General features: G+C 66.5%; 22 protein-coding genes. 12 read left to right on the top strand and 10 right to left on the bottom strand.

Annotated features, from left to right (window positions below; all coding sequences use genetic code 11):
• Nucleotides 1–8: 8 nt before the first annotated feature.
• Nucleotides 9–1,139 carry a mandelate racemase/muconate lactonizing enzyme family protein gene (locus AB4Y42_RS26625; protein WP_368687266.1) on the bottom strand — a complete coding sequence of 377 codons (1,131 nt, stop codon included), beginning with the start codon at nucleotides 1,137–1,139 and terminating at the stop codon, nucleotides 9–11.
• A gap of 250 nt (nucleotides 1,140–1,389) precedes the next feature.
• Here AB4Y42_RS26625 and AB4Y42_RS26630 point away from each other — a divergent pair, with 250 nt between their 5' ends.
• Nucleotides 1,390–2,850, top strand: coding sequence for a PLP-dependent aminotransferase family protein (locus tag AB4Y42_RS26630; protein ID WP_368695828.1), 1,461 nt, complete (start codon nucleotides 1,390–1,392; stop codon nucleotides 2,848–2,850).
• Nucleotides 2,851–2,876: 26 nt separating this feature from the next.
• Here AB4Y42_RS26630 and AB4Y42_RS26635 read toward each other — a convergent pair whose 3' ends face one another.
• Nucleotides 2,877–3,803 (bottom strand): carbon-nitrogen hydrolase family protein, encoded by a 927-nt coding sequence (locus AB4Y42_RS26635; RefSeq protein WP_368687265.1) that lies wholly within the window; start codon nucleotides 3,801–3,803, stop codon nucleotides 2,877–2,879.
• An 83-nt stretch (nucleotides 3,804–3,886) separates the two neighbouring features.
• Here AB4Y42_RS26635 and AB4Y42_RS26640 point away from each other — a divergent pair, with 83 nt between their 5' ends.
• On the top strand, nucleotides 3,887–4,798 hold the full coding sequence (locus tag AB4Y42_RS26640; RefSeq protein ID WP_368687264.1) for a LysR family transcriptional regulator: 912 nt from the start codon (nucleotides 3,887–3,889) through the stop codon (nucleotides 4,796–4,798).
• 126 nt (nucleotides 4,799–4,924) lie between these two features.
• Nucleotides 4,925–6,034, top strand: a complete 1,110-nt coding sequence (locus AB4Y42_RS26645) for a Rieske 2Fe-2S domain-containing protein (RefSeq protein ID WP_368687263.1) — start codon at nucleotides 4,925–4,927, stop codon at nucleotides 6,032–6,034.
• A 23-nt stretch (nucleotides 6,035–6,057) separates the two neighbouring features.
• Here the strand turns inward: AB4Y42_RS26645 and AB4Y42_RS26650 are convergent, their stop codons facing one another.
• The 4 genes from AB4Y42_RS26650 to AB4Y42_RS26665 all read right to left on the bottom strand — a co-directional run bounded on the left by AB4Y42_RS26650 (nucleotide 6,058) and on the right by AB4Y42_RS26665 (nucleotide 9,126).
• Nucleotides 6,058–6,465, bottom strand: coding sequence for a DUF1801 domain-containing protein (locus AB4Y42_RS26650; protein WP_368695829.1), 408 nt, complete (start codon nucleotides 6,463–6,465; stop codon nucleotides 6,058–6,060).
• 103 nt (nucleotides 6,466–6,568) lie between these two features.
• On the bottom strand, nucleotides 6,569–8,032 hold the full coding sequence (locus AB4Y42_RS26655; RefSeq protein WP_368695830.1) for a CHASE2 domain-containing protein: 1,464 nt from the start codon (nucleotides 8,030–8,032) through the stop codon (nucleotides 6,569–6,571).
• A 42-nt stretch (nucleotides 8,033–8,074) separates the two neighbouring features.
• Nucleotides 8,075–8,689, bottom strand: coding sequence for an OmpA family protein (locus AB4Y42_RS26660; RefSeq protein WP_368687260.1), 615 nt, complete (start codon nucleotides 8,687–8,689; stop codon nucleotides 8,075–8,077).
• Nucleotides 8,686–9,126: a FecR domain-containing protein gene (locus AB4Y42_RS26665; RefSeq protein ID WP_368695831.1), complete on the bottom strand. Its 441-nt coding sequence runs from the start codon at nucleotides 9,124–9,126 to the stop codon at nucleotides 8,686–8,688. Before AB4Y42_RS26665 ends, AB4Y42_RS26660 begins: the two co-directional genes overlap by 4 nt.
• A 194-nt stretch (nucleotides 9,127–9,320) precedes the next feature.
• On the opposite strand from AB4Y42_RS26665, the gene AB4Y42_RS26670 reads away from it, so the two are divergent.
• Complete coding sequence (locus AB4Y42_RS26670) at nucleotides 9,321–9,497, top strand: hypothetical protein (RefSeq protein WP_368687258.1); 177 nt, start codon at nucleotides 9,321–9,323, stop codon at nucleotides 9,495–9,497.
• Between the two features lie 33 nt (nucleotides 9,498–9,530).
• Here AB4Y42_RS26670 and AB4Y42_RS26675 read toward each other — a convergent pair whose 3' ends face one another.
• Both AB4Y42_RS26675 and AB4Y42_RS26680 read right to left on the bottom strand, forming a co-directional pair.
• A complete protein-coding gene (locus AB4Y42_RS26675; RefSeq protein WP_368695832.1) occupies nucleotides 9,531–10,838 on the bottom strand; it encodes an MFS transporter in 1,308 nt (435 codons plus the stop codon).
• Between the two features lie 85 nt (nucleotides 10,839–10,923).
• A complete protein-coding gene (locus tag AB4Y42_RS26680; RefSeq protein WP_368695833.1) occupies nucleotides 10,924–12,006 on the bottom strand; it encodes a tartrate dehydrogenase in 1,083 nt (360 codons plus the stop codon).
• A 110-nt stretch (nucleotides 12,007–12,116) separates the two neighbouring features.
• Here AB4Y42_RS26680 and AB4Y42_RS26685 point away from each other — a divergent pair, with 110 nt between their 5' ends.
• Nucleotides 12,117–13,055, top strand: a complete 939-nt coding sequence (locus AB4Y42_RS26685; protein ID WP_368687478.1) for a LysR family transcriptional regulator — start codon at nucleotides 12,117–12,119, stop codon at nucleotides 13,053–13,055.
• A gap of 7 nt (nucleotides 13,056–13,062) precedes the next feature.
• Here AB4Y42_RS26685 and AB4Y42_RS26690 read toward each other — a convergent pair whose 3' ends face one another.
• Entirely contained in the window at nucleotides 13,063–14,550 is a 1,488-nt protein-coding gene (locus tag AB4Y42_RS26690) for a PLP-dependent aminotransferase family protein (RefSeq protein ID WP_368695834.1), read from the bottom strand.
• 122 nt (nucleotides 14,551–14,672) lie between these two features.
• Here AB4Y42_RS26690 and AB4Y42_RS26695 point away from each other — a divergent pair, with 122 nt between their 5' ends.
• The 6 genes from AB4Y42_RS26695 (at nucleotide 14,673) to AB4Y42_RS26720 (ending at nucleotide 20,835) form a co-directional block, all read left to right on the top strand.
• The gene (locus AB4Y42_RS26695; RefSeq protein ID WP_368695835.1) at nucleotides 14,673–15,311 is read left to right on the top strand and encodes an FMN-binding negative transcriptional regulator; all 639 of its coding nucleotides are present in this window, start codon (nucleotides 14,673–14,675) and stop codon (nucleotides 15,309–15,311) included.
• A 30-nt stretch (nucleotides 15,312–15,341) separates the two neighbouring features.
• Nucleotides 15,342–15,695, top strand: coding sequence for a cupin domain-containing protein (locus tag AB4Y42_RS26700; protein ID WP_368695836.1), 354 nt, complete (start codon nucleotides 15,342–15,344; stop codon nucleotides 15,693–15,695).
• Nucleotides 15,696–15,858: 163 nt separating this feature from the next.
• Entirely contained in the window at nucleotides 15,859–16,779 is a 921-nt protein-coding gene (locus tag AB4Y42_RS26705; RefSeq protein WP_368695837.1) for an SMP-30/gluconolactonase/LRE family protein, read from the top strand.
• A complete protein-coding gene (locus tag AB4Y42_RS26710) occupies nucleotides 16,776–18,323 on the top strand; it encodes a UxaA family hydrolase (protein ID WP_368695838.1) in 1,548 nt (515 codons plus the stop codon). The genes AB4Y42_RS26705 and AB4Y42_RS26710 overlap by 4 nt, the downstream gene beginning before the upstream one ends.
• A 71-nt stretch (nucleotides 18,324–18,394) precedes the next feature.
• Entirely contained in the window at nucleotides 18,395–19,669 is a 1,275-nt protein-coding gene (locus AB4Y42_RS26715) for an MFS transporter (RefSeq protein WP_368695839.1), read from the top strand.
• Nucleotides 19,670–19,716: 47 nt separating this feature from the next.
• Nucleotides 19,717–20,835: a malate/lactate/ureidoglycolate dehydrogenase gene (locus tag AB4Y42_RS26720; RefSeq protein ID WP_368695840.1), complete on the top strand. Its 1,119-nt coding sequence runs from the start codon at nucleotides 19,717–19,719 to the stop codon at nucleotides 20,833–20,835.
• 35 nt (nucleotides 20,836–20,870) lie between these two features.
• Here the strand turns inward: AB4Y42_RS26720 and AB4Y42_RS26725 are convergent, their stop codons facing one another.
• On the bottom strand, nucleotides 20,871–21,278 hold the full coding sequence (locus AB4Y42_RS26725) for a hypothetical protein (RefSeq protein WP_368695841.1): 408 nt from the start codon (nucleotides 21,276–21,278) through the stop codon (nucleotides 20,871–20,873).
• A gap of 110 nt (nucleotides 21,279–21,388) precedes the next feature.
• On the opposite strand from AB4Y42_RS26725, the gene AB4Y42_RS26730 reads away from it, so the two are divergent.
• Complete coding sequence (locus AB4Y42_RS26730) at nucleotides 21,389–22,315, top strand: LysR family transcriptional regulator (RefSeq protein ID WP_368687247.1); 927 nt, start codon at nucleotides 21,389–21,391, stop codon at nucleotides 22,313–22,315.
• Nucleotides 22,316–22,334 lie beyond the last annotated feature (19 nt).

Consider the following 22,334-nt stretch of genomic DNA (forward strand, 5'->3'; position numbering starts at 1 on the left):
ATGAGGATTTAGTCGTAACGGCTGTCGTGTGCGCGTGTCGCGGCGAGCATGGCTTCGTCGAGTTCGATGCCAAGGCCGGGCACATCGCTTAGCGCGATCCAGCCATTCGCGTCGATGTCGATCACGTGCTTGATCGGGAAGTCGCGCCGCGCCGGCGTCCATTCGGGCGGGTCATAGGGAAACTCGACGAACGGCGCGTGGGCGGCGCCGGCCACGACATGCAGGTTGGCCGCGAGGCCAATGCCGTTGCCCCACGTATGCGGCGTGAACACCTTGCCGTGCGCCTCGATTTGCGCCGCGAGCCGCCGCGCGCCTTCCATGCCGAGCGTGCAGACGACATCGGGTTGGTAGACGTCGAGGCAGTCGTGCGCGAGGAGCGCCGCGAATTCGTGCGCGTCGCGTGTCATCTCGCCGCCTGCGATCCGCACTTGCGTTTGCTTGCGCAACTGCGCGTGGCCCGCGTAGTCGCCGCGATGCAGCGGCTCCTCGACCCAGTACACGCGATGCTTTTCGATCTGGCGAATCACGGCGAGCGCTTCGTCGGCGCGCCACGGCGCCTGGGTGTCCCACGGCATGCGCCAGCCCTGGTTGCAGTCCACCATCAGTTCGATGTGCTCGCCCGCGGCTTCGCGCACGGCGGCGAGCGCGGCGAGATCGTCGGCGAGGGTCGGGCGGCCGAAGCGCACCTTGAGCGCCGGGAAGCCGCGCGCAACGGCATGCTCGGCCCACTGCGCCATGCCTTCGAGCGTGCGATGCACGCCCGAGGACGCATAGGCCCGCACGCGCTTTGAACGGCCGCCGGCCATTTGCCAGCACGGCTCGCCGCGAATTTTCCCGGCGAGGTCCCAGAGCGCGACGTCGAGCGGCCAGAGCCGGCCCGCGTGGAAGCTGAGGTTCTCGAGCACCGCCGAGTGCCGCGCGAGGTCGAGCGGGTCGGCGCCGATGAAGAGGTCGCGGTAGTCGTCGAAGCCGTACATCGCGTCGCCGGAGCCGATGCCCACGCGGCCCTCGCTGTCTTCCACACGCACGATCGTCGCCGGGAAGGCGCGCCGCGGGCGGCTGTCCCACGAGGCGGGGAACGGTGGGTCGAGCGGCAGCCGGTGCTGGCTCACGGTGATGCGTGCGATGCGATTCGTCATGGCGCGTGGGGCGCCGCTCAGGGCATGCAGCATTGCGTGACTTACGTCTGAAGATACGCATGCCGCGCGCCGTGAGGCGGGCGATTGTCTCATTGGCCTTGTCAGGCGTTACGGCATCCTAGAGGGTCAATTTCGTGCACTCAATGAAGTCAATTGAAGTAAATGACAGCCTTCATTTCCGCGAATTGGGCGCGATAATGACGCAGCCGTCGCGCCGTGCCGCGACGTGCATTGCTCCTTCGGGAAAACCATGAATGGCTGGATGCCTACGCTCTCGCGCAGCAGCGAACCCAAGTACCGGGCGATCGCCCAGGCCTATTCGCAGGCCATTCACGGCGGCCAGATGCTGCCCGGCGACAAGCTGCCCGCGCACCGGCTGCTCGCGAAAAAGCTCAACGTGACGACCGGCACGGTAAGCCGTGCTTATGCGGAGCTGGAGCGCGGCGGCCTCGTGGTCGCGCGCGTGGGCGACGGCACCTATGTGGCCGAGCCCGACGCCGACGGGGCGCGCATCCAGGACCGTACGCGCCCCGCGCCCGAGTCCAGCGAGCGGGCCGCGGCGGCGCTTTCGCCCGGCCTGCCCGGTGCGCCGGGCGTCCATGCGCCGGGACGCCTGATCGATCTCGGCCAGAACGTGCCGATGCCGACCGACGAAGCCTTCCTGCTCACGCAGACCTTGCGCGAACTCGCCGCCGACGAGCGCCTCGCGGGCGAACTGCTGCTGTATCAGCCCGAAGGCGGGCGCCGCTCGCACCGCGAGGCGGGTGCGCGCTGGCTCGCGCGCATGGGCTGCACGGTGGCGGCCGAGCGTGTGCTGGTGACCCAGGGCGCGCAGCACGGTCTTGCCTGTGTGTTGCGCGCGGTGCTTCGGCCAGGCGACACGATTTTCGCGGAGGCGTTGAGCTATCCGGGCATCGTCGCGCTCGCGCGGCAGTTGCGGCTGAATCTCGTCGGCATCGAAATCGACGAGGAAGGCATCGTGCCCGCCGCGCTCGAGCGCGCGTGCGGGCTGCTCGCGCCGCGCGCGCTCTTTTGCGTGCCGACGCTGCACAACCCGACCACGGCGACGCTCTCCGAAGCGCGCCGCGCGCAGATCGCCGAGATCGCCGTGCGCCATCACCTCGTCGTGATCGAGGACCTCGTGCCCGCCGCGTTGCTCGATGCGCCGCCCACCCCGCTCGCCGCGCGGTTGCCCGAGCACGGCATCGTCATTAGCAGTCTTTCGAAGGCGGTCGCGCCGGGCCTGCGCGTGGGCTATGTGCAGGCGCCGCAGGACTGGGTCGGCAAGATCCTCGCGGTGATACGCAGCGACTGCTGGATGACGTCGCCGCTCGCCGCCGAGATCGCGGCGCGCTGGATCGTGGATGGCGAGGTCGACCGGCTCGTCGCGCAGCAGCGCGCGCAGGTGGACGCGCGCCATGCGATCGCCGCCGAGGTGCTGGCGGACTGGACGTATCGCACCGATCCGGCGAGCCCGCATCTCTGGCTGCCGCTCGCCGAGCCCTGGCGCGCCGCCGAATTTTCCGCGGCGCTGCGTCAGGCCGGCGTGCTCGCGAAAACGGCTGACAGCTTCGTGATCGGCCGCGGGTCGGCGCCGCACGCGGTGCGCCTGAGCCTCGGCGGCGCGCGCAGCCACGAGGCCCTGCGAGAAGGGCTGGAACTGCTGGCGCGCACGCTGCGCAACGGGCCGGAAGGGCTTTATTCGGCGTGACAGCGGACTTTTAACGGCGCGCCGCGTTACTCCGCGATGAACGAGACCGTGCGCTTGCGGCGTTCGTCGACTGAAAGCGCGAACACATCGGGCCGCGCGTAGTGGCCCACCACATCGAAATCGTAGCGGGCACGCGTGAGTTCACCGGTGTCGATCTCCGCGACGACGAGCCCGGCTTCACCGCGCAGCGGGCCGGCCAGCACATCGCCGAGCGGCCCGACGATCAGGCTGCCGCCATTGATGAGCGGCCGGTTCTCGTCCCAGCCCGGCACCTCGACGCCGAGCGCCGCGGGCGAAGGCTGCACCTGGCACGCGCTGATCACGAAGCAACGTCCTTCGTGCGCGATATGGCGCATGGAGCACTGCCAGATGTCGCGCTCGTCCACGGTGGGCGCACACCAGATCTGCACGCCCTTCGCGTACATCGCCGTGCGCAACAGCGGCATGTGGTTTTCCCAGCAGATGGCCGCGCCCGCGACGCCTGATTCCGTGCGCACGGTGGGCAGCGTCGAGCCGTCGCCCTGCCCCCAGATGAGCCGTTCCGTGCCCGTCGGCATGAGCTTGCGATGCTTCGCCACGAGCCCTTCGCCCGGATTGAAGAACAGCGCCGTGCAAAAGAGCGTGCTGCCGTCGCGCTCGATCACGCCGATCACGAGCGACGCGCCGCAACGCGTCGAAAGCTCCGCGAGCGCTTCGGTTTCCGCGCCGGGCACGTCGATCGCGTTCTCGTAGTAGCGCGCGAATGCCTCGCGGCCTTCGGGCAGGCGGTAGCCGAGGCGCGTGCCGAATATTTCTCCCTTCGGGTAGCCGCCGAGCAACGCCTCGGGCATGACGACGAGCTGCGCGCCCGAAGCGCGGATCTGCGCTTCGAAGGAGAGAATCTGCTCCAGCGTTTGCGCTTTGCCGGCGGCGGACGAACCGATCTGCAGCGCGGCGACTTTCGACTTGGCCATGATGACGTGCTCCCACGGGGTTGGACTGCCCACATCTTTCCACGGCGATAAAATCGCGAGAACGTATATCGATACTAAGTGATATGAACCAGTTTGATATCGCCGGCGTGGACCTGAATCTGCTGAAGATATTCGAGGCGCTGTTCGAAGAGGGCGGGGCGAGCCGCGCCGCGATTCGCCTCGACATGACGCAGTCGGCCGTGAGCGCGGCGCTCAGGCGTCTGCGCGCGCTCTATGCGGACACGCTGTTCGTGCGCACCGGCCGCGGGCTCGCGCCGACCTCGCGTGCGCAGGAACTCAAGCCCGTGATCAGCGAAGCGCTCGACCGTTGCCGCCATAGCCTCGCGATCGCTTCGCCCGATGCCACCACGTTTCATGGGCGCGCGGTTTCCATCGGGCTTTCGGACGACTTCGAAGTGGCTTTCGGCCGGCGCATCATCGAAACGCTGGAAACCAGCGCCCCGGGCCTGCGCATCATCTTTCGCCAGACGCACAGCCAGATCGTCGCCGATGCGCTCGCCAATCAGGACATGGATCTCGCTGTCGCGGCGGGCGGCTTCGCTTCGCGCGGGCTGAGCCACCGGGTGCTCGGCGAGGGCAGCTACGCGTGCCTCGTGGACGACGCGCCGCGCACGCTGCGGCGTTTGACGCTCGGCGATTACGTGTCGAGAGGGCACATCCTGGTGTCGTCGGGCGGCGTGGTCGGGATCGTCGATGAAGGGCTCGCCGCGCGCGGCCTGAAGCGCAATGTCGTGGCTTCTACGACGCATTTCGCCGCGTTGCCCTTTCTGCTCAAGGGCACGCGCAGCGTCGCCACGATTCCGCGCCACGCGGCCGAGGCGATCGCACGCGTGACCGGCCTGAAGTTGCTCGCGTGTCCGCTCGATCTGCCGCGCTATCCCGTGGAACTCGGGTGGCGCAACAGTTCGCTGCGCGACGCCGCCATCGTCAAGGTTCAGGCCGCCATCATCGCGTGCTTTCCGGCAAAACACTGATCGACACCCGGGCGCCAATCGCGTTGAATGATCGGGCACGAGATTTGCGTCGAATTACCGATTTCCCAGAACGACGATAACGACCATAACGACGATATCGACGGACTCGACAAGGAGTTTCACCGTATGCGCGCAATGCCTTTCCCCGACGGTTATACGATCGAGTCACATTTGCAGGAGCCGCGCGACCTGCGCCGGGTGCCCATTCATCCCGATCACTGGTATCCGCTTGCCTGGTCGCGCGAACTCAAGCCTGGCAAGACGCTGGGCACGCATTTCGCCGGCGAGCCCATCGTGCTGTTTCGCACCGCGTCGGGCGCGGTGCACGCGCTCGAAGATCGCTGCGCCCACCGCCAGGTGCCGCTGCATGCGGGCGTGGTGGATGGCGAGTCGCTGCGCTGCGGCTACCACGGCTGGACCTACGACTGTTCGGGCCAGTGCGTGGACGTGCCTTACCTCGGCAGGGAGCGCCTGCCCAACGGCGTGCGCGCCTATCCGTGCCGCGAGGCGCACGGCATGATCTTCGTCTTTCCCGGCAACACCACGCTCGCCGGGGAAACGCCGCTGCCCGTGCTGGATTCGGTCACGGACAAGGCATACAAGACGCGCCGCTTCGGGCGCGAGGTGAAGTGCCACTACTCGTTCATGCACGAGAATCTGATGGACATGAATCACCAGTTTCTGCACCGTCGCCAGATGGGCCAGATGCGGGCGCGCTCGCTCGGCCGGCGGCGCGGCGAGCGCTCCATCGAAGTGGACTATACGTTCGCGCGCATGGCGGGCAAGCAGCCCGCGGGCGAGGCGCTCGTGTTCGGCGCGAGCAGGAACCGCGCGGACCCGAGCGATCAGAGCGTGATGACGATCCGCACGGAATATCCGTATCAAACGCTGAAAATACGCTCGGGCGACGACTCGCTCCTGATGGACCTGTGGATCGTTTATGTGCCGCTCGACGCGCGTCAGCGCACGAACCGGACTTTCGGACTCCTTTCAGTCCGCAGGCCTGCCATTCCATTCCTGCTCGACGCGGCGTGGCCGCTGCTGGTTTGGTTCACGGAGCGCATCTTCAAGGAAGACCGCACCATCGTCGAACTCGAACAGGCCGCGCACGACAACCAGGGCGCCGACTGGAATCACGAAGTGTTTCCCGTCATCAACGAATTGCGCGACCTGCTGCGCGATTGCGGCGCGCGCACCGTGATTCCCATTCGCGAGGTGAGCGAAGCCGACGCCTGAGGCGAAGGCGCCTCGCGCTCGCATCAGGCCGTTTTGCGGGCGCGCGGTTTGGCAGGCGCCTTTTTCTTCGCGTTGCCCTGGTTGAATTCGATCGCCGCGCGAATGAGCGCGGTGAGCGCGCGTTTGTCGACCTTGTCGCCCTCGAGCCAGTCGATGGCGCGTCGCGCGTTGCCGTCGAGCCCGGCGTTGAACAGCTGCTGCGGGTCGGGCAGGCTCGCGCCGTACAGGAACGTGAGCTTCACCTTGCCCTTGTGCGCGTTGCCCACGGCGATCATGCCGTCGCGATACCACACGGGGCTGCCCATGTATTTCCATTCCTCGATGATCGCCGGGTCGGCCCCGAGAATGGCCTCGCGCATCGCGACGAAGGTTTCGCGGCGCCAGTCGGTGAGTTCCGCGATTAGCTGGTCAATCCGTTCCGATGGGGTCATTCGCGCTCCGTGCCTTGGATGACGTCCTGTTGTCGGGCAATCAGGATCGTAATGTAGCACCGAGGTTGCCAGGTCGAAGCCATGCAGGCAACCGAAGCAATCGTTAAGTGTTGGTCGTCGCGCTCGAACCGGGCGTCTTGGCGGAGGTGGATGCGTTGTGCGCTTCCGGCTCCATGAGGGAGATGGTGAAGAAGCTGCCCATGACCGCGGAAAGAATGATGAAGATCGATGCGGCATCGACGAGGAAGCCGAAATAACGGAATACGAGGAAGCAAATCGAAAGCGTCAACAAGTTAAGCGTAAGGCCGATGATCGCGGAGGCCTTCGGCACGGCGCGCATGAAGACGGCAAGCCGTGAATCGTTGCGCGGCACATACCAGATGAAGAACAGGCCGAGCACGAGGATGAAAGCCGTCTCACCCCAGATCACCCAGTCGGGGCGCTGCAGGAAGCGGCCCTCGTAAATCGTTTCGATCACCTGCGCCTGAATCTCGATGCCGGGCACCAGTTCGCCCAACGCCGTCGTGCGCATGTCGGTCAAGCCCGTGCCGGTGAGCCCGACGAGAACCAGCTTGTTGCGGATACGGCTCGCATCGACCTTGCCCTGCAACACATCGCGTGCGGAAACATAACGCTGCTGCGTACGCGCAATCGAGGCGAAATGCAGCCAGATATCGCCGTCGGGCTGCGTGGGCACCCGCACATCCGCCACGCCGACGGCGCGCACGCCGGATGGGCCCGCGAACACCTCGATGGCTGGCGAACCGGTGGCCACGCGCAGCATTTCGATGGGCAGACTCGGCACGAGTTTGTCGCCAAGACCCAGCACGAGCGGAATGCGCCGCACCGTGCCCTGTTCCTGCGCAACGTTGAGCATCGCCTGGCCGTGTGCCGCGCCCTGCAGCTCGGGGAGGCTCGCGAGCACGTAATTGAAGCGGTGCACGTTCGCGAGGGCGTCCGGGCCGTGCACGAGCACGGGGGCGCTCAGGATGTCGGTGCGCGTCGTGGAGGTCGCGTAGTCGAAGGCCGCCGCGCCGAGGATCGAAGGCGATGCGCGCAGCGCGGTCGCGAGAATGCGCTCATGGCTGGGCAGCGCGCGCAGTTGCGTGGCGAGCGCGGTCTCCGAGGCGGGCAGGTTGTCGGCCACGTTGCCAGGCGATGTCTGGTCGGGCTCGGGCATGTAGATGTCGAGGCCGATCGCCAGCGGTCTGTTCGCCTCGATCGCATCGACCAGCCCGGCGAGGCGGTTGCGCGGCCAGGGCCATTGGCCGAAGGATTCGAGCGTCTTGTCGTCGATCTCGACGATAGTCACCGGCTGCGTGGTCGGCACGCGTGGAAAGCGGCGCTGGTAGTGGTCGAAAAGAAGCTGGCGTGCCGAGCCGAAGGTGTCGGGCAACACGGTGTCGAGCGTGTCGAGCAAGGCTGGCCGCGCAACGTCGCCGGGCCATTCGCTGCACAGGTTGATGAACAGAAGCGTCAAGAGCACCGCGAGCGCCCAGGGGCGTCCTTTGCGCGCCCGCATCATGCGCCTGAGAAAGGCGATGCATGAGTTGCGGTAGCGTTTCATGGTGGCATGGGATCGCTGAAGAGTGACGCGTATCGATACGGATTACTGAACGGTGATGACTGCGCGCCGGTTTGCCTGGTTGGGCACGCCGTCCGCGGTATGGACGAGCGGCTCGCGCTTGCCTCGGCCTGCAACCTCGATCTGCTGCGCGGGTATGCCGGACTTGACCAGAAACGACGCCACGCTTTGCGCCCGGCGCATGGAAAGCCGGTCGTTGAATTCCTGGGAGCCCGCCATATCGGTGTGGCCGACCACCGTGAGGTGAGGCGCGGGCCAGCTCGCCAAGACCTTTTTCAACTCGGCTACAGTGGCCGTGGACTCGGGCGCAAGCTGCGTGGCGGAGTCGAATACGAAGTTGATCGTGAATGTTCGGGGCCTGGGCGGCTCGGCGGCCAGCAGGTCGCCGTACTGGGTCTCCACGGCGGCCTTGTTGCCGGCGGTCTGCTCGATCGCGCCGCCCTTCGAGACATCGGCGCGCGTGTAGGCCTTGTCGATGACTTGCGTCTTGCTGCCGCTATGCACGATCACGTTGCCGACGCTGCCGTCCGGATTGGGCAGCAGCGTAATCTTGTCGGGCGTGCTGCACGCGCAGAGGCACACGCACAGCGTGAGTGCCATGTATCGCGGCAGCCGGTGTGCGCGGTTCGTCGTCTTCAATGATCGGTCTCCCCGCTTCCTCCCACCTCGATGATGAACTCCGTGCCGCGTACGCCGAGTGTGGTGGTGGGCGTGCTGTAGCGCACGGCTTCCGGATTGGCCTTTGCGAGCTTGCCGTCGACCACGGCGAGCGAGCCGCGCTTGATGCTCACGTCGAGCGCGCCGTCGTAAGTGGTGGTGTTGAATGCGAACTTGTTGAGATCGAGAACGGAGTTGGCGCCCTCGGTCAGCAGCGTGTTGTCGCGCAGCGTGATGCCGACCGAAGACGCGGGGCCGGTCAGGACGCGGTCGCTCGCGAACACCTCGCTGCCGACCGCGACGCCGACCGGCTGACTCGCACGCTCGACATGCACCGAGCCTTTGATCGTCTTGACTATGCCAATTGCATCGGCTGCGTGCGCATCGATGACTGGCGGGCACCCGCAGGCGAGAAGCAAGGCATATTGGATGGCTTGGCTACGCACTGGCGATACCGTTTGGCGAAACGAACGTGAGGGCTCGCGCCGGGTCTCTCGGGCACCCGGCGAGCATAGGGACTCCGCGCGGCCTGCTCCGTGCGCTAGCGCACATAGTGCAAGCGCACTCGACGTGCGCCAGAATCGGCAATACGGGCCGGGCTCGCTATGGCGCGGTGAGCGGCCTGCTGTCGATGCCCGCGAATATCGCCAAAGGCATTGCCCCGATCGCTGGCGCGGCGCTTTGGGCCCTGCGCGAAAGCTACGTGCCGGTGGAATGGACCGTGCTGATCGTCTCGCTGATCTCGCTGGCCGCCTGCGTGGTGGCGGTGCGATTAGCGGGCAAGGCCTGACGCACCCGGCCGAAGCCGCGCAAGCCCGCCCCTTCAGTGATCGTGCCTCACCTGCGCCATCACCGGTTGGCTCGCCTTGCGGCTCAGCATCAACGTGACGACCGCGGAAAGCGCGAGCGTCGCGCCAACCACATACAGGCCCGCGGCATAGCTCCCGGTCCGGGTCTTCAGCCATCCGATCACGGCGGGCCCCACGAACCCGCCGAGATTGCCGATCGAATTGATCATGGCGATGCCCGCTGCCGCCCCCGCGCCGGAGAGAAACATGCTGGGCATCGCCCAGAGCGGCGCCTTCGCGGCACTGATACCGATGTTGACCACCACGAGCGCCAGCACGATCATCAGGGCGGTGCTGGCCTGCCCCGCGAAGATGAAGCCCACACATGCGAGCACGCAGGGAATCACGACGTGCCAGGTGCGCTCTGTCGTGCGGTCGGAGTGCCGCGCCCAAAGAATCATGGCGACGACCGCCACGATGCTCGGAATCGCGTTCAGCAGCCCGGTTTCGAGCGAGCTGAAGCCATATTGCCGGATGATGAGCGGCGCCCACAGGCCCAGCGTGTACAGGCCGGCCGAGGTGCCGAAATAGATCAGGGCGAGCGCCAGCACGCGCGGGTCGCGCAGGGCGCTCAGCGCACCCGCCGTATGGCCGGCGTGCCCTTCGCGCGCCCTTGCTTCATCGGCGAGCTTCGCCATGAGCCAGTCGCGCTCTTGCGGTTTGAGCCACTGCGCTTTTGAGGGCACATCGGTGAGAACTTTCAGGACCACGAAGCCTAGCAGCACGGCCGGAACCGCTTCGATCACGTAAAGCAGCTGCCAGTTGGCGAGCCCGAACAGGGTCGGCAATTGCATGAGCGCGCCGGAAATCGGCGAGCCGAGCGCCGTCGAAATCGGCGCGGCCGCCATGAACCACGCCGCGGCTGCCGCGCGTTGCTTCGTCGGGAACCAGAGGCTCAGGTAGAGAATGATGCCGGGGAAAAAGCCCGCTTCCGCCACGCCGAGCAAAAAGCGCAGCGCATAGAAACTGGTGGGGCCGGTCACGAAGACGGACGCCGCCGAGACAATGCCCCACGTGACCATGACGCGCGCGATCCAGATGCGCGCGCCCACGCGGTGCAAGATGAGGTTCGAAGGCACTTCGAACAGAAAGTAGCCGATGAAGAACAGGCCGCCGCCCAGGCCGAACGCCGTGGGCGAAAGGCCGATCGCCTTGTTCATCGTCATTGCCGCGAAGCCCACGTTGACCCGGTCGAGAAAGCTCACGAAATAGAGCAGCATGACGAATGGGATGATGCGCCACATGAGCTTGCGCGTGACGATTGCTTCGGTATCCGAATTCACGTGTCTCCTCCCTGGAGGGTTTTGGCGGGGGCGCGCGGGTTTTTTTGTGTCACGCCCCCGTGTCTGCTTTTACCGGCGCTAGCGCTCAGGCAGCTACAGCCGCCTTCTCGACGAGTTCGCACACTGCGGCCGTGACCTGCGCCGTGGTCGCCTTGCCGCCCAGGTCGCCGGTGTGCAGCGCGGGGTTGGCGGTCACGGTCTCGATGGCCTGCATCACATGAGCGGCGGCTTCGGTCTCGCCGAGGTGCTCGAGCAGCATCACGACCGACCAGAACGTGCCGATGGGATTGGCGAGCCCCTTGCCCATGATGTCGAAGGCCGACCCGTGGATCGGCTCGAACATCGACGGATAACGCCGCTCGGGGTCGATGTTGCCGGTCGGCGCGATGCCCAGACTGCCCGCGAGCGCGGCGGCGAGGTCGCTGAGAATATCCGCGTGCAGATTGGTCGCGACGATCGTATCGAGCGAAGCGGGGCGGTTGACCATGCGCGCCGTGGCGGCGTCCACCAGTTCCTTGTCCCACTTCACGTCCGGGAACTCCTTCGCAACCTGCTGCGCGATCTCGTCCCACATCACCATGGCGTGGCGTTGCGCGTTGCTCTTGGTGATGACCGTGAGCAGCTTGCGGGGGCGCGACTGCGCGAGGCGGAACGCAAAGCGCAGGATGCGTTCGACGCCGGCGCGCGTGAGGATCGAGACATCGGTCGCGGCTTCGAGCGGATGACCCTGGTGCACGCGCCCGCCCACGCCCGAATACTCGCCTTCGGAGTTCTCGCGCACGATCACCCAGTTCAGGTCTTCGGGCTTGCAGCGTTTCAGAGGCGCGTCGATGCCGGGCAGGATGCGCGTGGGGCGCACGTTCGCGTACTGATCGAGGCCCTGGCAGATCTTCAGGCGCAGGCCCCAGAGCGTGATGTGGTCGGGCACGTCGGGGTCGCCCGCGGAGCCGAACAGAATGGCGTCCTTGTTGCGGATGGCGTCGAGCCCGTCGGCCGGCATCATCACGCCATGCTGGCGGTAGTAGTCGGCGCCCCAGTCGAAGTTTTCGAATTCGAACGCGAAGCCCTGGGTGGTTTTCGCAAGCGCTTCCAGCACCTCCTTGCCCGCGGGCACGACTTCCTTGCCGATGCCGTCGCCGGGAATGGTTGCGATGCGATAGGTCTTCATGTCTCGTTCCTGTGAAGTGAGGCCAGTGTGGGTTCACTTTATCGAACTCCCGGTTCAAAAACCGGTGCTAGACTCAAAGCATCCTTAACTTGAATTCACAAGTGGCGACCGTGACCGACACCGTTCTACCCGCCGATCTGGGCTTTTTCTCGACGCTCGCGTCCTCGGGCAGCCTGAGCGCCGCCGCGCGCGAGCTGGGCCTCACGCCGGCAGCCGTGAGCAAGCGGCTCGCGCAAATGGAGGAGCGCGCCGGGGTGCCGCTCGTGAACCGCACGACCCGCCGCATGATGCTGACGCCCGAAGGCGAGGTGTACCTGGAGCACGCGCGCCGCATTCTCGACGAGATCGACGAGCTGGGCGAGTTGCTGGGCGGCTCGAAGAAGCATCCCAAGGGGTTGTTGCGCGTGAACGCGACGCTCGGCTTTGGGCGCAGCCATATCGGGCCGGCGCTTTCGCGTTTCGTCGCGCAGTATCCGCAGGTTTCCGTGCAGCTTCAGCTTTCGGTCATGCCGCCGCCGCTCACGGAAGATTCATACGACGTCTGCATCCGCTTTGGCGAGCCGCCCGATACGCGCGTGATCGCGCGGCGTCTCGCGGCGAACCGGCGTTTGCTGTGCGCTTCGCCCGCCTATCTCGCGAGCCGGGGCACGCCCGCCACGCCGCACGACCTCGCCAGACACAACTGCATCAGCATTCGCCAGGGCGACGAAGCCTATGGCGTGTGGCGGCTTTCGCACGAGCGCGGCAGTACGCGCAAATCGGAAGCAGTCCGGATCAATGGCAATCTCACGACCAACGACGGCGAGATTGCCGTGAAGTGGGCGCTGGACGGGCACGGCATCTTGATGCGCGCGGAATGGGACATCAACGAGTATCTGGCTGACGGGCGGCTCGTGGTCGTGCTGCCCGAGTATGAAACGCCCGGCGCGGACATCTACGCCGTGTATGCGCAGCGGCACCAGCTTTCCACGCGCATTCGGGCGTTCGTCGACTTTCTCGCTGTCGAATTGAGCAAGTCGCAACGATATCCAGTAGCCCGAAGCGTTTAGCCTCGCTTCATTTCTCCGCCACGGCAATCACAGCAGCGAGGCGACGCGCGGCCTCTTTCATTTGCGCGCTGCTAAAGCCGCCAAAGCCGAGGATGAGCCCTGGCCGCTCGGTGCCCGCGGCGAACATGGGCGACGCTGGGCGAACCGCGATTCCTTCGTCCGCTGCTAGCCGCACGATCCGGCGATCGTCGAGCCTTGCCGCGAGCCAGAGCACGAGATGCATGCCCTGATCGCCGGGCTCGATCCACGCCAGCTCACGGGGCAAAAGCGCTTCGAGCGTTTCGATCAGGCCGAGCCGCTGCTCTGCGTAGACGTTGCGCACCTTGCGGACGTGTCGCTCCAGGTGCCCCTCGGTCATGAAGGCGGCGAGCACATGTTGATCGGCCGTCGGCGGATGGCGGTCCATGAGCACGCGCGCGCCGCAGAACGCATCCACGAGATTGGGCGGCACGACGACATAGCCCAGCCGCAGCGAGGGAAACAGGATCTTGCTGAAGGTGCCGAGATACACCACGCGATCCGGCGCGAGGCCCTGCAGCGCCGGAAACGGATAGCCCTCGTAGCGCAGTTCGCTGTCGTAGTCGTCTTCGACAACCCAGGCATGCGCCGAGCGCGCCCACGCGAACAACGCCGCGCGCCGCGCCATGCTCAGCGGCATGCCGAGCGGGTACTGATGCGAAGGCGTGACGAACGCCGCGCGCGCCTTCGGCGCCAGGCGAATGCCGGCCTCGACGTCGAGACCTTCGGCGTCCACGGGCACGCGCACCATGGCGTCGCGGTAGGGCAGGCTTTCGAGGATGGCGGTGACGCCCCGGTAGGCCGGGTTCTCGACCCATGCCTGGTCGCGCGGCCCCAGCAGCACCTGGCTTGCGAGAAAGAGCCCTTGCTGCGTGCCGCTCGTCACGATCACCTGATCCGCTTCGCAGCGCACCGAGCGGGACTTGCGCACATAATCGGCAATCGCTTCGCGCAGCGCCAGGGCGCCTTGCGGGTCGGCATAGCCGGTCGGCGAGGCGGGGCCCCGCGCGCGCAGGCGGTTGCCGAGCCGGCGCCAGACGTCGCCGGGCGCGGTCATGCCCGTTGGCACCGAGATGGCAAACGGCACTGGAGGAAGCGGCTTGAACTCGCGTCCGATCCTGGCGAACGCTTCGGCGCGTTCCGGCAGCCCGGCTTGTGCCGCCTGCGCTGAAGCCGCGCGGGGCTCGCGCGCGGGCGGCGGCTCCGCCAGCGCGAGCGCCACGCGGGTACCGGCTCCGGCCTTCGATTCAAGAAAGCCTTCGGCTATGAGCTGCTCGTAGGCCTCGACCACCGTGCCGCGCGCCACGTGCAGCGAAGCGGCGAGCGCGCGCGTGGACGGCAGCGCATCGGCGGGCCGCAGATCGCCTTTGCGCACCGCTTCGCGCAGCGCCTCGGCCACCTGGCGGCTGAGATTGCCGGCCTCCCGGTCCAGCGTGCCGAACGATGGCATCTCGGCGGCCTGCGCGGTTCTGGGCATGATTCTGGTTCACTGGAATATAAATAAACTGGATCTATAGAATAAACCACTTTTGCGGCAGACTCGGGTCTGTGGCGGCATCGGCCGCGCTAACCCATCACCTTACGAGCAGGGACAAACGCATGTACGTACCAGCCCATTTCGCCGAAAACCGCAAGGACGTCCTGCACGACTGCATCGCCCAACATCCGTTCGGCACGTTGGTCACGCGGGGAAAGAGCGGGCTCGACGCCAATCACATTCCCTTCGAGCTCGCAGCGGGCGAGGGCGAGTTGGGCGTTCTGCGCGCGCACGTCGCGCGCGCCAACCCGGTTTGGCAGGACGTGGCGAACGGCGACGACGTGCTCGTGATCTTCCGCGCGGGCGACGCGTATATTTCGCCGAACTGGTATCCGAGCAAGCACGAGGCGCACAAGCAGGTGCCGACCTGGAATTACGTCGTGGTCCATGCTCACGGGCGCGTCAGGATTCTCGACGACGAGCGCTACGTGCGCGGCGTGATTGGCCGCCTGACGCGCACGCACGAAGCCACGCAGCCCAAGCCCTGGAAGATGGCGGACGCGCCGAAGGACTACACGGATACGCTCGTCAAGGCGATTGTCGGCGTGGAGATCGAGATCACGCGTCTGGTCGGCAAGAGCAAGCTCAGTCAGAACAAGGAAGAGCGCGATATTCGCGGCGCGGGCGAAGCGCTCAAATCGAGCGGCGAGTCGCGCATCGCCGACGCCATGCTCGCCGCCGCCGACCAGAAGGCGCAATAGCGCGCACCAGCGCACACAAGGGGCACCGTCATGGCAAACGACCCGCCGCTCGCGCCCGGCTTTTCATGCATCGATTCAGCGAGCCTGCCATCGGTGCCCTCCCGCTTCGCGCCCGGCGTCGAGGTCAAGAACCTCGGCAAGGCAAACGGCCGCGCGATGCAACTGGTCCGGTTCGCTGCAGGGGCAACGTTCCCTGATCACCGCCATACGGGCCCCGAGTTCATCTACGTACTCGAAGGCGAGGCTGTGCAAAACGGCCGGCGGCTCACTGCGGGATACGCCGGCATCGCCGAACAGGGCACGGTCGACGCAGGATTTCATAGCGACACGGGCTGCGTGTTCCTGCTCGTCTACAACCTGGACCAGGTGTTCGACAAAACCTGATTGCCATCCAGGCTCGCGGGTAAACACGGGTAAACCACATTCCAGGCGCTTGAAGAAAATCTTCACAGGCCTATTCAACTAGTATTTAATAAACCGGCGCGGCAGTGAGCGATCGGTCACGCGCATCGCCGTGACCTGACCCTGACGGTACGAGGCCGGAACGATGAATCCCCACGAATACGAAATCCACGATGCGCGCTTTCGCATGCTGCTGCAGCCCAACGCGCAGTTCGAAAAGCTCGCGGACGGCTGCATGTGGGCGGAAGGACCGGTGTGGTTCCCCGCCGGCGACTTTCTTGTCTGGAGCGACATTCCCAACAACCGGATGATGCGCTGGGTGCCCGGCATCGGCACGGGCGTGTTCCGCGCGAACTCGAATTTCAGCAACGGCAACACGCTCGACCGCGAATGCCGGCTCGTGACCTGCGAGCACGGCACGCGCCGCGTCACGCGCACGGAGCACGACGGGCGCATCACCGTCATTGCCGACCGCTACGAAGGGCATCGGTTGAATTCGCCCAACGACGTAATCGTGCATTCGGACGGCTCGGTCTGGTTCACCGACCCCGACTACGGCATTCTCGGCGACTACGAGGGCTTTCGCGCGCCGAGCGAGATCGGCGCATGTCATGTGTATCGCGTGGCGCCCGCTACGGGCGTGGTGCAGCGCGTGGCCGACGACTTCATGAAGCCCAACGGGCTCGCCTTCTCGCCCGATGAAATGCGGCTCTATGTGGCCGACTCCGGTGCGTCGCATATCGAGAACGGCCCGCATCACATCCGCGTATTCGATGTCGACGCGCAAGGCGGGTTGCACAACGGCCGGATATTCGCGGAGGTTGCGCCGGGTGTGCCCGACGGCATGCGCGTGGACGAGCATGGCAACCTATGGACGAGCGCGGGCGACGGCATTCACTGCTATGCGCCCGATGGCACGCTGCTCGGCAAGATTCTCGTGCCGGAGACGGTGGCGAATCTCGTGTTCGGCGGCCCGAATCGCAATCGCCTTTTCATTGCAGCCAGCACGTCGCTGTACTCGCTTTACGTTGGCGTGCGCGGCGCTGCCTACGGAGACCGGCTATGACACTTCTCGACCCCGCCTCGCTTTCGTCCGCGCTCATTCTCCTCGATCGGCGCGATGACGTTGCCATCGCGCGCGGGCAGTTGATGCCCGGCTCGACACTCTATGGCGACCGTACGGTTGCGGGCATGATTCCGCCTGGCCACAAGGTCGCGCTGCGCGATATCGAGCCAGGCGAACCGGTGCGACGCTACGGGCAGATCATCGGCTTTGCGAGCCGGCCGATCCGCTGCGGCGAACACGTGCATACGCAGAATCTCTCGATGGGCGATTTCGAGCGCGACTACGCCTTCGGCGTGGACGCGCACGACACGCCCGCCGCTGCACAGCCTGCCACGTTTCTCGGCATTCGGCGCGCGGATGGCCGTATTGCGACGCGCAACTACATAGGGATCCTCACATCCGTGAACTGCTCGGCCACGGTCGCGCGCGCGATCGCCGATCACTTTCGCCGCGACATCCACCCGGAAGCGCTGGAAGCGTTCCCCAACGTGGATGGCGTGGTGGCGCTCACGCACGGCGAAGGCTGTGCGCTGGCGGCCGAGGGCGAGCCGATCACGGTGTTGCGCCGCACGCTCGCGGGTTATGCGCGGCACGCCAATTTTTATGCCGTGCTGATCGTCGGACTCGGCTGCGAGACGAACCAGATCGACGGCCTCGTGGAAGCCGAACAGCTCGAGCGCGGCCCGCGCCTCTCGACCATGACGATCCAGCAGACGGGCGGCACCGCGCGCACGGTGGCAGCGGGCATCGAACAAGTGCGCGCGCTGCTGGCCGATGCGAACCGCGTGACGCGCGAGCCGGTCGATGCGCGTCACCTCATGGTCGGCTTGCAGTGCGGCGGCTCGGACGGCTACTCCGGCATTTCCGCGAACCCGGCGCTCGGCGCGGCCGTGGACCGGCTCGTCACACACGGCGGCACGGCGATCCTCTCCGAAACGCCCGAAATCTACGGCGCCGAGCATCTGCTCACGCGGCGCGCGGTATCGCGCGAAGTGGGCGAAAAGCTGGTGGCGCGCATTCGCTGGTGGGAAGCGTATTGCGCGCGCATGGAAGCCAACATGAACAACAACCCCTCTGCCGGCAACAAGGCGGGCGGCCTCACGACCATTCTCGAGAAGTCGCTCGGCGCGGTCGCGAAAGGCGGCACGACGCGGCTCGTCGAAACCTACGAGTATGCGCAGCCCGTGCGCGCGCAGGGGCTCGTGTTCATGGATACGCCGGGCTACGACCCGGTGTCCGCCACCGGCCAGGTGGCGGGCGGCGCCAACCTGATCTGCTTCACGACGGGCCGCGGCTCGGCCTACGGCTGCGCGCCTTCGCCGTCGCTCAAGCTCGGCACCAACAGCGCGCTGTGGCGACGCCAGGAAGAGGACATCGACCTGAACTGCGGCCGCATTCTGGACGGTGAGCAAAGCGTGGACGAGGCCGGCGCCGCAATCTTCGAGTTGATGCTCGCGACGGCCTCCGGGCAGCGCACGAAGAGCGAGCTGCACGGCTACGGCCAGAACGAATTCGTGCCCTGGCATCTGGGGGCGGTCATGTAGAGCGGGAGCGATTCGGACAGGCGCCGCCCCTGGTGGGAGAGGCGACGCCACATTCAGAAGGAGTGCTTTCGATGCAGGAAAAATCGCGCTGGCTGGTCATTTTCTTCTGTTTTCTGGCGATTGCGGTCAATTACATCGACCGCGCCAATCTCGCGGTGGCGGCGCCGCACATCATGAAGGACCTCGGCATTGGTCCTGCCGCCATGGGGCTGCTGCTCAGCGGCTTCTTCTGGACTTACGCCGTGATGCAATTGCCGTTTGGCTGGTTCGTCGACCGGGCCGGCGCGCGCATCGCGTTGCCGTTCGCCGTGGGCTGGTGGTCGGTGTTCACCGCGGCCACCGCGGTCGCGGGCGGCTTCGCGGCGATGTTCGGCTGCCGGCTCATGCTCGGCGTGGGCGAGGCGGGGGCGTATCCGTCATGCGCGAAGCTCGTGAGCCAGTGGTTCTCGCGCGACGAACGCGCGCTCGCCACGAGCATCTTCGACAGCGGCTCGCGCGTCGGCTCCGCACTCTCGCTGCCGCTCGTGGCCGCGATCATGGCCGCGTGGGGCTGGAAGGCGTCGTTTGTGATTACCGGCGCGCTCGGGCTCGTGTGGATCCTGGGCTGGGTCGTGATGTACCGGGAACCCGAGGCGCGGGCCGCACTCGAGCAGCCGCGCGCCCCCGCGCCGGCCGCCGCCTCGATACGCTGGAGCGCCTTGTTCCGCTACCGCACCGTGTGGGGCATGATGCTGGGCTTCTTCTGCCTGAACTTCGTCATCTACTTCTTCATTACGTGGTTCCCGAGCTATCTCGTCGAGGCGCGCGGTTTTTCGCTCAAGTCGCTCGGCACGCTCGGGACTTTGCCCGCGATCGCCTCGATCCCTGGCGGCTGGCTGGGTGGCTGGCTTTCCGACACGCTCGTCAAGCGCGGCTGGAGCCTGACTGCCGCGCGCAAGACGTGCATCGTCGGCGGCATGCTGCTTTCGTCCGTGATCACATTGACTGGAGTTGTTCAGGATGTCTATGTAATGCTCGCGCTCTTCGCGATTGCCTATGGGAGCCTCGCAGCCGCGGCGGCCAGCATCTGGTCGCTGCCTGCCGACGTCGCGCCCACGCCGCGGCATGTCGCCTCGCTGGCGGGCATTCAGAACTTCGCGTCGAATCTCGCAGGCATCGCGCTGACGACGTTTACCGGCGTCATGCTGCAGCTCACGCGCGGCTCGTTCACGATCCCGCTCGTGGTCGCCGGCGGGTTTTGCGTGCTCGGCGCCGTGAGCTATCTTGTGATTGTCGGACGCGTCGAGCCGCTCCGGGCGCCGGAGACCAGCGGCGTCGACGAACCGGCTTACGCGCCGCGCACGTAAGCGCGTCAGCACCGCCTCTTGTTTCGCTGCCACACAGGGTCACGTACATGTCGAATGCCACTGCTGCAAAAGGTTCAGAAGTCGTTATCGAGGCTCGCGCGCTGCACGCCTTCGTCGTCGCCATCTGGCGCGCGGCCGGCAGCGAGGCGCGCGAGGCGACGCTGGTCGCCGACCATCTCGTCGAAGCCAATCTCGCCGGGCACGACTCGCACGGTGTGGGCATGATTCCGCGCTATATGCTGTCGTGCCGCGAAGGCGAGCTCAAACTGAACGCGCACGCGCAGGTCGTGCGCGACGCCGGTGCGGTGCTCACGATCGAAGCCGGGCGCGGTTTCGGGCAAGTCACGGCCTTCGAGGCGATGGAGCACGGCATCGAGCGCGCGAAGTCGCTCGGCGTGTGTGCGCTCGGCCTGCGCAACGCGCATCACGTCGGACGTATCGGGCACTGGGCCGAACAATGTGCGCGCGCCGGGCTCGTGTCGTTCCACTTCGTCAACGTCGCGGGCGATCCGCTCGTCGCGCCGTTCGGCGGCATCGACCGGCGCTTCGGCACCAATCCGTTTTGCGCGGCGTTTCCGCTCGAGGGGCGCTCGCCGCTGGTGCTCGACTTCGCCACGAGCGCGATTGCCGCGGGGAAAGTGCGCGTGGCGTACAACAAGGGCGTGGATGTGCCCGCCGACGCCCTGATCGACAGCGACGGCCACCCCACGCGCGATCCGGGCGCGCTGTTCAGCGACACCCAGCACGGCGCGCTGCGCGCATTCGGCGGCGCGGTGGCGGGCCACAAGGGTTCGGGGCTCGCCGCGATGTGCGAGATCCTGGCGGGCGCGCTCTCGGGCGGCTTCACGACGCGCGAGCAAACCATCGTCTCCTCGCACGCGATCGTCAATTGCATGACGTCGGTGATCGTCGATCCGGCGGCGTTCGACGCGCCCTCGCGCGAGCAGGAAGCACTCGCGTTCGTCGAATGGCTGAAGGCCACGCGGCGCGTGGCGGGCGTCGACGAGATCCTGCTGCCCGGCGAGCGCGAGGACGCGACGCGGCGTGCGCGCGAAGCGCACGGCATTCCCGTGGATGCGACGAGCTGGTCGCAGATCGTCGATGCCGCGCGCATGGCGGGCGTGACCGAGGCGGACATCGCGGCGTGCGAGCGTAGCTCGCGCTGACTAGCAGGCTAACTACGAGGCTAACGACGCGCCGCTCACTCGTCGCACTTCACCTCGTTTTTGGGCGCGACGATGATCACCGGGTAGGTGCCGCGATCGAGTTCGACGCGCACGACGATGGCGGTGGTGGCAGGGTCGCTATCGTCGTACACGCTCACCTTCTCGTTCTTCAGCAGCGTGACGCCGGTGCAGCCGGACGCGTGGCTGTCGTCGTCGGCGATCTTGCATTGAATCTCGTTGTCCTTCAGGTAGCGAATGCGGTCGCGGTCGGGCGTGGCCAGATAGTCGCGCACGCTTTGCGCCGAGCCGGCAACGCCCGTCACATAACCGATCGCGCAGTCGCGCTTCGAATCGCCCGACGACGTCTGGGCAAGGGCGGGAGTGGCGGCCAGCGCCATGGCAGCGAGGGCCGCGAGGGCCGGCGAGAGGGTGAGGCACTTCATGAGTGATCGATTGCCGCAAAAGGGGAAGCGCCGATTTTAACGCCTGCGCGATATCCGCTAAGATCGACGCGGAATTCACAGAGCGAAGCGACCGCACGCCAGAACGCGCAATGGACCGAATCGACGCCATGAAGGTTTTCGTCGCCACGCTCGACGAGGGAAGTCTCGCGGGCGCGGGCCGCCGGCTGGGCCGCTCGCCCGCGGCGGTGAGCCGGGCCATTGCGTTCCTCGAGGCGCACACCGGCACGCCGCTGCTGTACCGCACCACACGCACGATCCGCCTGAGCGAGGCGGGCGAGCGTTATGCGCTGGCGTGCCGGCGCATCCTCGCCGATCTCGAAGAAGCCGACCTGCTCGCCGCCGACGAGCGCTCCGCGCCGCGCGGGCTGCTGGGCGTCACGGCGGCGGTGGCCGTGGGCGAAGAGGTGCTGCGCCCGATGATCGAGGAGTTCATCGACCGCCACCCCGAGGTGTCGATCCGCCTGCATCTGCTCGACCGGCCCGCGAGCCTCATCGACGAGGGCATCGACGTGGCGTTGCGCATTGCGCATCTGCAGGACTCGACGCTCGTCGCCATTCCGGTGGGCGAGGTACGGCGCGTGGTGGTCGCCTCGCCCGACTATCTCGCCGCGCATCCCGCCATCGAGACGCCCGCCGATCTCGCGAGCCATCCGATCATCTCGATGACGCATTTCGGGCTCGACTCGTGGAGCTTCCCGGCGGCGCGTCAGACCGCGCTGCCTCAGGTCGTGCAGTTCTCGCCGCGCTTCATCGTGAATACGATACGTGCGGCGCGGGCTTCGGCCGTGGCGGGGCACGGCGTCACGCGGCTCTTTTCCTATCACGTGGCCGAGGAGGTCGAGGCGGGGCGGCTCCGGATCGTGCTGCGCGACAGCGAACATGCGCCGCTGCCCGCGAATCTCGTCACGCCGCATGGGCGCCTTTCGGTGCCCAAGGTGCGCAGCTTCGTCGATTTCGCCACGCCGCGGCTGCGCGAGTACTTCGAGCAGGCCAGGCGCATTACCGACGCCGATTGAGCGATATTCGCCATTCGTT

It is taken from the genome of Paraburkholderia sp. EG286B (assembly GCF_040965655.1).
Classification (GTDB): Bacteria; Pseudomonadota; Gammaproteobacteria; order Burkholderiales; family Burkholderiaceae; genus Paraburkholderia.

What these genes read in the sequence shown, in the direction of transcription:
- AB4Y42_RS26625 (WP_368687266.1), bottom strand. Translation starts at nt 1,139, where the DNA reads ATGACGAATCGCATCGCACGCATCACCGTGAGCCAGCACCGGCTGCCG.
- AB4Y42_RS26630 (WP_368695828.1), top strand. Translation starts at nt 1,390, where the DNA reads ATGAATGGCTGGATGCCTACGCTCTCGCGCAGCAGCGAACCCAAGTAC.
- AB4Y42_RS26635 (WP_368687265.1), bottom strand. Translation starts at nt 3,803, where the DNA reads ATGGCCAAGTCGAAAGTCGCCGCGCTGCAGATCGGTTCGTCCGCCGCC.
- AB4Y42_RS26640 (WP_368687264.1), top strand. Translation starts at nt 3,887, where the DNA reads ATGAACCAGTTTGATATCGCCGGCGTGGACCTGAATCTGCTGAAGATA.
- AB4Y42_RS26645 (WP_368687263.1), top strand. Translation starts at nt 4,925, where the DNA reads ATGCGCGCAATGCCTTTCCCCGACGGTTATACGATCGAGTCACATTTG.
- AB4Y42_RS26650 (WP_368695829.1), bottom strand. Translation starts at nt 6,465, where the DNA reads ATGACCCCATCGGAACGGATTGACCAGCTAATCGCGGAACTCACCGAC.
- AB4Y42_RS26655 (WP_368695830.1), bottom strand. Translation starts at nt 8,032, where the DNA reads ATGAAACGCTACCGCAACTCATGCATCGCCTTTCTCAGGCGCATGATG.
- AB4Y42_RS26680 (WP_368695833.1), bottom strand. Translation starts at nt 12,006, where the DNA reads ATGAAGACCTATCGCATCGCAACCATTCCCGGCGACGGCATCGGCAAG.
- AB4Y42_RS26690 (WP_368695834.1), bottom strand. Translation starts at nt 14,550, where the DNA reads ATGCCCAGAACCGCGCAGGCCGCCGAGATGCCATCGTTCGGCACGCTG.
- AB4Y42_RS26695 (WP_368695835.1), top strand. Translation starts at nt 14,673, where the DNA reads ATGTACGTACCAGCCCATTTCGCCGAAAACCGCAAGGACGTCCTGCAC.
- AB4Y42_RS26700 (WP_368695836.1), top strand. Translation starts at nt 15,342, where the DNA reads ATGGCAAACGACCCGCCGCTCGCGCCCGGCTTTTCATGCATCGATTCA.
- AB4Y42_RS26705 (WP_368695837.1), top strand. Translation starts at nt 15,859, where the DNA reads ATGAATCCCCACGAATACGAAATCCACGATGCGCGCTTTCGCATGCTG.
- AB4Y42_RS26710 (WP_368695838.1), top strand. Translation starts at nt 16,776, where the DNA reads ATGACACTTCTCGACCCCGCCTCGCTTTCGTCCGCGCTCATTCTCCTC.
- AB4Y42_RS26715 (WP_368695839.1), top strand. Translation starts at nt 18,395, where the DNA reads ATGCAGGAAAAATCGCGCTGGCTGGTCATTTTCTTCTGTTTTCTGGCG.
- AB4Y42_RS26720 (WP_368695840.1), top strand. Translation starts at nt 19,717, where the DNA reads ATGTCGAATGCCACTGCTGCAAAAGGTTCAGAAGTCGTTATCGAGGCT.
- AB4Y42_RS26725 (WP_368695841.1), bottom strand. Translation starts at nt 21,278, where the DNA reads ATGAAGTGCCTCACCCTCTCGCCGGCCCTCGCGGCCCTCGCTGCCATG.
- AB4Y42_RS26730 (WP_368687247.1), top strand. Translation starts at nt 21,389, where the DNA reads ATGGACCGAATCGACGCCATGAAGGTTTTCGTCGCCACGCTCGACGAG.